The organism is Kribbella deserti, assembly GCF_042434725.1.
GTDB classification, from domain to species: domain Bacteria; phylum Actinomycetota; class Actinomycetes; order Propionibacteriales; family Kribbellaceae; genus Kribbella; species Kribbella deserti.
On sequence record NZ_JBHLTC010000014.1, the window covers coordinates 102,093 to 113,631 of the forward strand.

8 protein-coding genes are annotated in these 11,539 nt (G+C 67.6%); 2 read left to right on the plus strand and 6 right to left on the minus strand.

Features of this window, described 5'->3' with window-relative positions; all coding sequences use genetic code 11:
* Positions 1-102: 102 nt before the first annotated feature.
* Positions 103-1,365 (minus strand): MFS transporter, encoded by a 1,263-nt coding sequence (locus tag ACFFGN_RS11995; RefSeq protein ID WP_380046519.1) that lies wholly within the window; start codon positions 1,363-1,365, stop codon positions 103-105.
* Between the two features lie 47 nt (positions 1,366-1,412).
* Positions 1,413-2,150, minus strand: a complete 738-nt coding sequence (locus tag ACFFGN_RS12000) for a GntR family transcriptional regulator (protein ID WP_380046521.1) — start codon at positions 2,148-2,150, stop codon at positions 1,413-1,415.
* Positions 2,151-2,369: 219 nt separating this feature from the next.
* On the opposite strand from ACFFGN_RS12000, the gene ACFFGN_RS12005 reads away from it, so the two are divergent.
* Positions 2,370-3,782, plus strand: coding sequence for a S8 family serine peptidase (locus ACFFGN_RS12005; protein ID WP_380046523.1), 1,413 nt, complete (start codon positions 2,370-2,372; stop codon positions 3,780-3,782).
* A 91-nt stretch (positions 3,783-3,873) separates the two neighbouring features.
* On the opposite strand, the gene ACFFGN_RS12010 is transcribed toward ACFFGN_RS12005, so the two are convergent.
* The 4 genes from ACFFGN_RS12010 to pdhA form a co-directional block, all read right to left on the minus strand.
* A complete protein-coding gene (locus ACFFGN_RS12010) occupies positions 3,874-6,300 on the minus strand; it encodes an NPCBM/NEW2 domain-containing protein (protein WP_380046525.1) in 2,427 nt (808 codons plus the stop codon).
* A 171-nt stretch (positions 6,301-6,471) separates the two neighbouring features.
* Entirely contained in the window at positions 6,472-7,929 is a 1,458-nt protein-coding gene (locus ACFFGN_RS12015; RefSeq protein ID WP_380046527.1) for a dihydrolipoamide acetyltransferase family protein, read from the minus strand.
* A complete protein-coding gene (locus tag ACFFGN_RS12020; RefSeq protein WP_380046529.1) occupies positions 7,929-8,906 on the minus strand; it encodes an alpha-ketoacid dehydrogenase subunit beta in 978 nt (325 codons plus the stop codon). Before ACFFGN_RS12020 ends, ACFFGN_RS12015 begins: the two co-directional genes overlap by 1 nt.
* On the minus strand, positions 8,906-10,072 hold the full coding sequence (gene pdhA, locus ACFFGN_RS12025) for a pyruvate dehydrogenase (acetyl-transferring) E1 component subunit alpha (protein ID WP_380046531.1): 1,167 nt from the start codon (positions 10,070-10,072) through the stop codon (positions 8,906-8,908). Before pdhA ends, ACFFGN_RS12020 begins: the two co-directional genes overlap by 1 nt.
* A 517-nt stretch (positions 10,073-10,589) precedes the next feature.
* Here pdhA and ACFFGN_RS12030 point away from each other — a divergent pair.
* A complete protein-coding gene (locus tag ACFFGN_RS12030; protein ID WP_380046533.1) occupies positions 10,590-11,537 on the plus strand; it encodes an EamA family transporter in 948 nt (315 codons plus the stop codon).
* The last annotated feature ends 2 nt before the right edge of the window (positions 11,538-11,539 follow it).

An 11,539-nucleotide genomic window follows, 5' to 3' on the forward strand; every position in this document is an offset into this window, starting at 1 on the left:
CTCTTATGGCCAAGGGCTCGCGTGGTCACAAGAGTCCGATGAATGCCGACACGCCGCGTCACAAGGGTCCGATGAACGGGATGCAACGCGGCGGCGGGGCGGTCAGGTGAGGGGGAGGACGCGGTTGGCGCGGAGGGCTTCGTAGACCTCGGGGTTGTAGCGGGCGAGGGTGGCGCGGGCGCGGCGGCGGTAGCGGAGGATCTGGATGACGCCTACGGCCCAGAGCACGTACTGGACGCAGAAGGCCCACTTGTAGTCGCCGACGGTCTGCGCGGCTCCACCGGCCGACAAGTCGAGCACTACGCCGATGGCCCCGATGCAGATCAACGTGGCGATAAAGCCGCCGGTGTTGACGATGCCGTTCGCGGCGCCGAAGCGCGTCGCCGGGTTGAACGTACGCGCGTAGTCCAGGCCGAGCATCGAGCCGGGCCCACACGCGGCCTGTACGACGATGAGCAGGATCAACACAGGCAAAGGTGCTCGGCCCGGCCAAACGAGTACAACCGTCCACATCGCGGCAGCGGCGCCGATGACCGCCAACACGATCCACGAACGGTAGAACGGGTAGCGAGCGGCGTACCGGCCGACGACCGGCCCGTAGCAAATACCGGCTAGCACGGGCAGTACGAGCAAGGTGGCCGCCGTAGTCGGGGAAAGGCCTTCGCCCTTCACCAGGAACGGGAATCCCCAGAGCAGGCCGAACGTACCCGCCGAGAAGCTAGTGGTGAAGTGCGTCCACAGGCCGAGCCGAGTGCCCGGCGTCTTCCACGCCCGCTTGACGTTGTTCCGTACCTCTTGCAGGGACTGCTTCGTACGGTGCAGTGGTTCGTCGTACGGCGAGTCCTTGAGCAGGAACAGTACGGCGGCACCGGTGACGAGGCTGAGCAGGGCGGCTCCGCCGAAGGTCTGCGTCCAGCCGAAGTGACGGAAAGCCGCGGCCATTGGCACGGTGGCTCCGATCGCCCCGAGCCCTCCGAGCATTCCGGTGGCCTGGGACATCACGGGCTGCTTCAGCGCGGGGAACCACAGCATGAGCACGCGCAACACGCTGATGAAGACCAAGGCGTCACCGACGCCCAGAAGGGCCCGAGCCGCTAGAGCTGCCGGGTACGACTCGACCTGACTGAAGGCGGTTTGAGCCACGAAGAGCAAGGCCGAGGCCGCGACGAGCAGGCGCTTCGAGCCGTACCGGTCCAGGAGGATCCCGACGGGTACCTGCATCGCGGCGTACACCGTGAGCTGTACGACGGTGAAGCTGGCAAGAGCGGACGCGGAGATGTCGAACCGCTCAGCCGCTTGCAGACCGGCGACGCTCATCGAGCCTCGGTGCAGCACGGTGACGAGGTAAGTGACGACAGCCGTCACCCACACCGCCCAGGCGCGCCTGCCGCCAAGGGGATGGAGGAGTTCGGTCACTGCAGACCCCGGAGGTGGGTCGCGGCGTTGTGGATGTGCGCGACAACCAACTCGCGGAACCGCTTGCCGCTGTTACCGCCGAGGGCGTCGATCATCTGCTGGTGATCTGCGATCGAGCTGTCCATCCGCGCCGGAGCGACCATAATGCTCTTGACGCCCATCCGGACCTGGCGATCGCGCAAGCTGTCGTAGAGCTTCGCGAGGATCTCGTTGCCGGCGGCCCCGACAATGGCCTCGTGAAAGGCCCGATCCGCCTCTAGGAACTTCTTGGCGTCGTTCGCCCGCCGGTGCACGCGCATCTCGCGCAGGAGTGGTTCGAGCGCCGCGACCAGTTCCTTGCGCCGGGGCCAGACCTTGGCGGCCGCGTGGGTCTCGATCAACTCGCGCGCCTCTAGGACGTCGTTGATCTCCTGCGGCAGCACGGGCAGGACCAGCGCACCCTTCTTCGGGTAGAGCTTGACGAGCCCGGAGGACTCCAGACGCAGCAAAGCCTCGCGCACCGGCGTACGGGAAACACCAACGGCCTCGGACAGTTGACCTTCGGTCAGCAGCTCACCGCCAGGGTAGACCCGGTCCAGGATTGCCGCCTTCACAAAGGCGTAGACCCGTTCCGCTGCGGGGATTCGCTCCACCCCGGGCGCCGAGTCCGCCACGATCCGGGCGATCTCCGTTGTTTCCTCACCGAGTGTGAACTCCCCTGTCGTCTCACTCGACGATCCCCGCCCGCTACTCACCCAACTCCTTCCGGCAACACCGCGCCGGTGATGCGTACAAGATAAATGCCTGTTGTATCTATCTTACATACATCTCGAAATCGTCGCGCAGGGTCACCTTCGGCACAGCCGGTGAGGGCGGTCCGCAGGTTTTCCCCAGGCTTGCCGCTGGCCCGGTCACAACTCTTGACCCGCGCTTTACAGTCGGGGAGTTCCATTGTCCCGTCCAAGGAGAATCCGTTGACTCGGACCTCGCGTCGTACCCGGCTCACCGCCGGTCTGGCCATCACCACGCTGGCGATCGTCTCGCTCGGCACCAGTACCGCTCAGGCGGTGCCGGTGGACGAAAGTGGCCCGCTGATGAACTACGTGGTCAACACCAAGGCCAATCCCGGCCACAGCAAGCTCGCCGAGCGCGCGATCGAGGCCGCCGGTGGTTCGGTGGTGCAGTCCTGGCCGCAGATCGGCGTTGTGATCGCCCAGTCGACCAACCCGGACTTCCGTGGTGACGTCCGGACCGGCCTGTTCGGCCGCTTCGTGCAGTCGGCCGGCGCCACCCGCACCGCCGCCGTCTCGGAAGGCCCCGCCGCCCGGGCGAAGGCCGTCGGTTCCGCCGCCGGTCAGGAGACCGCCGCACCGGTGCCGGACCCCCGCGAGGGCGAGCAGTGGGACATGCAGGCCATCAAGGCCGACAAGGCGCACGCGATCACCGACGGCTCGCGCAAGGTGCTGGTCGGCGTGAACGACTCCGGCGTCGACGACGAGCACCCGGACCTGAAGCCGAACTTCGACGCGGCCAACTCGGTCAGCTGCGTGAACAACGGCCGTCCGGACACCACGCCGGGTTCCTGGCGTCCGAGCGGTTCGCACGGTACCCACGTGGCCGGCACGATCGCTGCCGCCCGCAACGGCGTCGGCATCGTCGGTGTCGCCCCGGGTGTCCGGATCGCCTCGGTGAAGGTGGTGAACCCCGACGGCTACATCTACCCGGAGTACGCGATCTGTGGCTTCATCTGGGCCGCCGAGCGCGGGATGGACGTAACGAACCACAGCTACTTCATCGACCCGTGGGAATTCTGGTGCAACGACAACGGCGACCAGGGCGCGGTCCAGCAGGCCGTTCGCAAGGCCGTCAACTTCGCCACCAACAAGGGCGTGCTGTCCGTTGCCGCCGCCGGTAACTCGAACTACGACCTGGCGAACAAGACCACCGACAGCAGCAGCCCGAACGACTCCACTCCGGTCACCCGTCCGATCAACGCGGGCTGCCTGGACATGCCGACCGAGCTGCCCGGCGTGATCACCGTCGCCAGCACCGACAAGAGCGGTGCTCGCAGCAGCTTCTCCAACCTCGGGCTCAACGTCATCGACATCGCCGCTCCGGGGCGCGGCATTCTTTCCACCGTTCCCGGTGGCTACGGCACCTCCAGCGGTACGTCGATGGCCTCACCGCACGTGGCGGGTGTCGCCGCGCTGATGAAGTCGGTGCACCCGTGGTGGGGTCCGCGCGAGCTGACCCGCGCCCTGCACAAGCAGGCCGACGATGTCGCGTGCCCGATCGCTCCGGTCGACGCGCGCTGCACCGGCAGCACCGCGAAGAACGCGTTCTTCGGTGAGGGCCTCGTCGACGCCCTCGACGCCGTTCAGCGCTGACCGCACAGCAAGAGCGCTGATCTGAACGCAAGAAGCGCGTCCGGCGGAATCCGCCGGACGCGCTTCTTCATGCGCAGATCAGCTGGGGGAATTATGCGCAGGTGAGCTGGGGGTTGAGCCAGTCCGCGTGGTCGTAGTCGGGCGAACCGGCCGTGTCGAGCCGCAACTCCAGCGTGGTCACGCCCGTCACCGCGACGTCCAGCGGTACGGCGCCGCCCGCGCCGGTGGCCTCGGCCTGCGCCAGCCGGCGGCCGTCACCCCAGACCTCGAACCGGACCTGGCCGAGATCCCCCACCTCGTCGTCGATCCCTACCGCCAGGTTCAACCGGCTGCACTTGCCGCCGAGGTGATAGCCGACCTTGCCGTTCGCGTGGCCGCCCAGCCCGTTCGGATAGACCTTGCCCGCGACGGTCATCGGCCGGCCGTCGTTCCGGCCCTGACCGCCAACGCTCTGGTTCCGTTCGAGCGGACCCCAGGCGTTCTCGGCGTACAGCCAGGGCCGGTCGGACAGCACGGACTCACCCGCGGGTGGCGGGGTACCGACGCAGGTCACCTCGGGATTGCCCCAGTCCGAGTGGTCGTAAAGGTTCTCCCCCATCGGGTCGACCCGCAGCTCCAGCGTGGTCACGCCCGTCACCGCAACATCCAGCGGTACGGCGCCACCCGCGCCAGTCGCCTCCGCCTGCGCGAGCCGACGGCCGTCACCCCAGACCTCGAACCGGGCCTGTCCGTTGTTGCCCACCTCGTCGTCGATCCCCGCGGCGACCGTGAACCGGCTGCACTGCGAACCGAGGTAGAACCCGACTGAGCCCGGTGAATGCATCCCGAGACCCTTGGCGTGAACCGCCCCGCCGATCGTCAATGGCCGGCCGTCGCCCGCTGCTTGTTCGCCCACGCTCTGGTCCCGCTCGATCGGGCCCCACCCGTTGTCGGCGTACAACCAGGTTTGGTCGGACAAGAACGACTTACCCGCGGGTGGTGTCTTGACGACGGTGAATCGGCCCGAGCCCGTTGCACCGTGTACCTGCTGTCCCCAGGTCCAACTGGCCGACGCATTGAGTACAACCGTCGCTGGGTCCGGCCGATCCGCCGAGAGCTTCCAGGTCGCCGTACCGGTCTGGCCTGCCGCGATCGAGGGAATCGCGGCGCTACCGCCCGGAGTAGCCTCCCAGCCCTCCGGCGTCGTCAGCGTCACCCGCGCATCCGAGACGGCCTCGGTCCCGTCGTTGTGCACCCGCACCTGTACGTCGACCGGGCGCGCGCCATCGACGTACGGCGTGGGTGAGACCGGCTCAACCGTCACAAGCGGTGGTACGCCGGCAGCCGCGCCCGGCGTGATCCGGAACATCGCGGCGTCATGCGACGGGACGTGGGCCCGGACCGTACCGGCCGACGAGCGGGTCGTATTACTCCAGAGGTCCTTGACCGTGTAGCTCGTCCCGGAAAGGCCAAGCGCCGCAGCCGTTGTACTGATGACCGCGGTCTCTGGTGAGCGGTTGAGCAGGACCACTGCGACAGAGCCGTCGGACATCTTCTTCGACCACACCTCGGTCAGACCGTCGTCCCGGAGCTTCGCGCCTTGTCGCCCGGACCAGTCCTGGTTGACGGCCAGTACGTCGGGATCGGTCAGGGCCGACCGGGTCCACGAGTCCATCGAGCGTAGATCGTTCCCGGCGATCAGTGGCGCATTGAGCAGGGACCAGAGGCTCATGTGGGCACGGCTCTCGCCACGTGTCAGGCCGGGGTTACCTACCTCCAGCATGTCCGGGTCGTTCCACTTGTTCGGGCCGGAGTAGGCCTCTAGACCGACCTGCTGGTCCAGGAGGTCCATCACGCTGGCCCAGGTGTCGGTGATGTCCCCAGTGGTTCGCCACAGGTGGCCGCCAACTTCGGCGCCCCAGAGCCACGGCTGGTTCTGCCCCCACTCGCAGATGCTGTAGAGAATGGGCCGGCCTGCCTTGGCTAGCGCGTCGCCCATCCGCTTGTACCGCTCCTTGGCCGGGATGCCGTCCTGCTGGCCGCAGTTGTCGTACTTGAGCAGGTCAACGCCCCACTCCGCCCAAGTCCGCGCATCAACCTCCTCGTGGTAGAGGCTGGCAGGACGGCCCTGGCACGTGTGCGAGCCGGCTGACGAGTAGATGCCGAGCTTGAGGCCCTTGGCGTGTACGTAGTCCGCCAGCACCTTGATGCCGCTGGGGAAGCGTGCCGGGTCCGCAGCGAGCCGCCCGGCGCCATCTCGTTGCGAGGCCATCCAGCAGTCGTCGATGTTGACGTACTTGTAGCCCGCAGCGGCCATCCCTGACGACACCAGGGCGTCCGCAGTCTCCCGGATGAGTTGCTCGTTGATGTTGCACTCGAAGCGGTTCCAGGAGTTCCAGCCCATCGGAGGCGTTGGGGCCAGGTTGCCCAGGGGCGGATCGGCTTCGGGAACAGCAACGGCCGGGACCGGGCTGAGGCCTGGCAGGCACGCAGCGATCGCAGTGACGGCAGCGAGGGAAGTGAGGAGCAGACGACGCATGGCGGTCTCCATCAGTGGGCGGTGCTGCTACGGAACGTAGGTAGCTGCCGCACCTTCGTCAACGCCTTCGATCTCAGCCAAAACACCCACGGCCCGACAACGACGACGTCCGGCGAACCCTGCATCGAAACGCAAGGGTCCGCCGGACGTCGGCCGGTCAAACGGGTCGAATCAGAACAGCAGCGCCCGCGACGGGTCTTCGAGGATCGAGGCCACGTCGCTGAGGAAGATCGAGCCCTTCTCGCCGTCGATCAGGCGGTGGTCGAACGACAGCGCCAGGGTGGTGATCCAGCGCGGCACGATCTCGTCGTCCACCACCCACGGCTGCTTGCGCACCGCACCGAAGGCCATGATCGCGGCCTCACCCGGGTTGATGATCGGCGTGCCCGCGTCGACGCCGAAGACGCCGACATTGCTGATCGTGAACGAGCCACCGGCTTGATCGGCCGGCTGGGTCTTGCCCTCGCGGGCGACGGCGACCAGGTTGTTCAGCGCGGCGCACAGCTCGGGCAGCGACATCGCGTCGGCGCCCTTGATGTTCGGCACGATCAGCCCGCGCGGGGTGGCGGCGGCGATGCCGAGGTTGACCGAGTGCTTGAGCACGATCTCCTGGGCCGCCTCGTCCCACGCCGCGTTGATGATCGGCGTACGGCGCACGGCCAGGGTGACGGCCTTCGCGAGGATCAGCAGCGGGCTGACCTTCAGGTCCCGGAAGGCGCGATCGGTCTTCAGCCGCTCGACCAGTTCCATCGTGGCGGTGACGTCGACGGTGATCCACTCGGTCACGTGCGGTGCGGTGAAGGCGCTGGCGACCATCGCCTGGGCCATCACCTTCTGCACGCCCTTGATCGGGATGCGCGTCTCGGTCTGGCCCGGCGCCGGGGCCACGGCGGCCGGGGCCGCCGCCTGCACCGGTGCTGAAGCCGCGGGAGCGGCCGTCGTACCGTGCGACTCGACGTCGGCGCGGGTGATGATGCCGCCCGGGCCGGTCGCAGTGACGGTGGCCAGGTCGATGCCGAGGTCCTTCGCGAGCTTGCGCACCGGCGGCTTCGCCAGCACCTTCGCATCCGAAGCGACTGAAGCGACCGAAGCGACCGAAGCGGCGGGAGCGACCGAAGCGGCGGGAGCGGCGGGCACCTCGACCGGAGCGATCTCCGGAGCCGGTGCCGCGACCTGAGCCGCCGGAGCCACAGGGGCGACGGCAGACGCAGGAGCAGCGGCAGGAGCCTCGGCGCCCTTACGCGGACGGCGCTTGGCCTCAGTGGTCTTGGGACCGTAGCCGACCAGGATCGCGGTCCGGCCACCTGGCGCGGCACCACCGATCTTGCCCGCCTCGATCTCCTCTTCCGCGTCATCCGCGGCAGGAGCCACCGGGGCGTCCTCGCCACCTTCGGTGCGCACCGAGATGATCGGCGTACCGACCGGCACGGTCTCGCCCTCGGGCACGAGCAGCTCGGCCACCACGCCGGCGAACGGCACGGGCAGTTCCACCAGCGACTTGGCGGTCTCGATCTCGACGATGGTGTCGTTCAGCTTGACCGTGTCGCCCGGCCTGACCTTCCAGGCGACGATCTCGGCCTCGACCAGGCCTTCACCGACGTCGGGCAGTTTGAACTGCTGGATGCCCATCAGTACCCCATCACCTTGTCGACGCCGTCCAGCACCCGGTCCAGATCGGGGAGGTATTCCTCCTCCATCCGCGACGGCGGGTAGGGGGTGTCGTAACCGGCGACGCGCAGAACCGGCGCCTCCAGGTGGTAGAAGCACTCCTCGGTGACGCGGGCGGCGAGCTCGGAGCCCGGGCCGAGGGACAGCGGCGCCTCGTGCACAACCACCGCGCGCCGAGTCTTCTTGACCGACTCGAAGATCGTCGGCAGGTCCAGCGGCGAGATCGTGCGCAGATCGATGACCTCGAGGTTGCGGCCGTCCTCGACCGCGGCCTCGGCCGCCTGCACGCAGGTCTTCACCATCGGGCCGTAGCAGAACAGCGTGGCGTCGGTGCCCTCGCGGACCACCTTCGCCTTGTGCAGCGGGTACGCCGGCGGAACGGTCTCGTCCAGCTCGGCCTTCTCGTGGTAGCGCCGCTTCGGCTCGAAGAACACCACCGGGTCGTCCGAGGCGATGGCCTGCTGGATCATCCAGTAGGCGTCGACCGGATCGCCACAGGCGACAACCTTCAGGCCGGCCACATGCGCGAACAGGGTCTCCGGGGACTCCGAGTGGTGCTCGACCGCGCCGATACCGCCACCGAAGGGAATCCGGATCACGATCGGCATCTTCAGCTTGCCCATCGAGCGGTAGTGCATCTTCGCGACCTGGTTGATGATCTGGTCGTACGCCGGGAAGACGAAGCCGTCGAACTGGATCTCACACACCGGGCGATAGCCGCGCAGCGCCAGGCCGACCGCGGTACCGATGATGCCGGACTCGGCCAGCGGGGTGTCGATCACCCGGTCCTCGCCGAAGTCCTTCTGCAGGCCTTCGGTGACCCGGAAGACGCCGCCGAGCTTGCCGATGTCCTCGCCCATGATGACGACCTTGGGGTCGTTCTCCATCGCGTGGCGCAGGCCGAGGTTGATGCCCTTGCCGAGGGTGATCTTCGTCATCAGTGGCCCTCACCTTCGAAAGAGGCGGCGTAGGCGGCGAACTGCGCCTTCTGCTCGTCGAGCTGCGGGGTCTGGTCGACGTACACATGCTGGAAGAAGTCGGTCAGCACCGGGTCGGGCATCGACAGACAGCCCTCGCGCAGCTTGGCCGCGATCTCGTCGGCCTCGGTCTCGACCGAGTCGAAGAAGTTGTTGTCGGTCGCGCCCGAGCGGATCAGGTACGCCTTCACGCGCTCGATCGGGTCCTTCAGCTTCCAGTACTCGAGGTCCTCGCTCAGCCGGTACTTCGTCGGGTCGTCCGACGTCGTGTGCGCGCCCATCCGGTAGGTGTAGGCCTCAACAAACGTCGGGCCGCTGCCTTCACGGGCCCGGCGCAGCGCCGCCTGGGTGACCGCGTAGGTCGCAAGTACGTCGTTGCCGTCGACGCGAACGCCCGGGAAGCCGAAGCCGGCCGCGCGCTGGTACAGCGGGATGCGGGTCTGCCGGTCGATCGGCTCCGAGATGGCCCACTGGTTGTTCTGGCAGAAGAAGACCACCGGCGCGTTGAAGACCGAGGCGTAGATGAACGCCTCGTTCACGTCGCCCTGACTGCTGGCGCCGTCACCGAAGTACGCGATCGTCGCCTCACCGTTCTCGGCGTCACCGATCACGTGGTCGCGCTGCTGACCCATCGCGTAACCCGTCGCGTGCAGGGTCTGCGCGCCGATGACGATGGTGTAGAGGTGGAAGTTGTTGTCCCGCGGGTCCCAGGCGCCCTGGTCCACGCCGCGGAAGAGCCCGAGCAGGTTGAGCGGGTCGACGCCCTGGCACCAGGCGACACCGTGCTCGCGGTAGGTCGGGAAGACCATGTCCTTGGAGTTCAGCGCGCGGGCCGAGCCGATCTGCGCGGCCTCCTGGCCGAGCAACGAGGCCCAGATGCCGAGCTCACCCTGGCGCTGCAGTGCGGTCGCCTCGGTGTCGATCCGGCGGACCAGGGTCATATCGCGGTAGAAGCCCTTGATCGCGTCGTCGTCGAGATCGAAGGAGTAGTCCGGATGCTCGACGCGCTCACCTTCTGGCGTCAGCAACTGAACGAACTCGACCTCTTCGCTGGCTTGCTTGGGGCTGACGGGCGCCTCAGCGGGCGCGAACACTTCCGGGGAGATTCCCGGCACCGACTCACTCACATGCACTCCTCGGGGTTCGGCGCGGGATCGCCGCGTCCGCAACGTTGCACGGGCCCCGACTCGATTCAGCCGGGTGAGGCCTAGTCGTCAGGACCGCGTGGATCCAGTTATGCACCTCCGCAGTGGTATCCACTGCCCATCTTGCCGGACACCGTACAGAGCAGACCATGCTTCTGCGAACTGTCTGGACGCTGGTTCGTACGGCAGTACGGAGTTCCGGTCCCATGGTGAGACACCAGTCCGGCCACTGGTCACCTGACACGGCAACTTTCCGCTGGATTCGCGGATGTGACACCTGATTGCGACGGGGAGCGGCATCTGTCACAGATCCGTACCAATTCCGGCTAGCTCACCGAGCTCTCACCGTACGTCACCTGACGCCTTCGAGGCGTCACCACCGCCGGTCGAATCCAGGCCGAAACCACCTTGCCGCGGCACCCCTCGCGGTCATAGTGTCAGCATCATTGGGTCGTTTTACCCCTGACCCATTCGTCGCTCACGAATAGCGAGGTCCACGATGACCGCCATCAGTACCGCCCCAGCCGGAGCGGGTGCGCGTCCGGGCGCCTCGCCCGCGATGATCTGGTCCGCGCTGCTGGTGATCTACTTCGTCTGGGGTTCGACCTACCTGGCCATTCGGGTCGTGGTGGAGGCCGACATTCCACCCATGCTCGGCATGGCCAGCCGCTTCCTGATCGCCGGCGCCCTGCTGGCGATGATCCTGGCCATCCGGTCCGGCCGGCAGCGCCTCCGGGTGACCCGGCGCGAACTGCTCGGCGCGGGTGTCGTCGGTCTGCTACTGCTTGCCTTCGGCAACGGCTTGGTGGCGGTCGCGGAGCAGAGCGTGCCGTCCGGTCTGGCCGCGCTGCTGGTCGCGTCCGTACCGCTGTGGTTGATCCTGCTGCGCGTGGCCGGTGGCGAACGGCCGCGGTTGTTCACCTGGATCGGCGTGGGCGTCGGTTTCACCGGCGCGGCGATGCTCGGCCTGTCCGGCGGCGATACCAGCGCCCGGCCGTTCTCGATCGCGCTGGTGATCATCGGTTCGATCAGCTGGGCCATCGGTTCGCGGTTCTCACCCCGGCTCGGATTGCCGAAGGATCCGCTGGTCGCGAGCGTGTACGAAATGGCCATCGGCGGTACGGCGATGGTGCTGATCGGGCTCGTCACCGGCGAAGGTGGCCGGCTGCACCCGGCGTCGATCGAGGTGTCGGGCTGGCTCGCGCTGGCGTACCTGGTGGTCTTCGGCTCGCTGCTCGCGTACAGCGCCTACGCCTACCTGCTGGCCAACGCGCCGATCTCGCTGATCGGCACCTACGCGTACGTGAATCCGGCGGTCGCGGTGTTCCTCGGCTGGCTGATCCTGGACGAACCCGTCACCAGCAAGATCCTGCTCGGCGGCGCCATCGTGGTCGTCGGCGTCGGCCTGGTCGTCAGCGCCGAACGCCTCAGCCGCACCAAGCCCTAGCG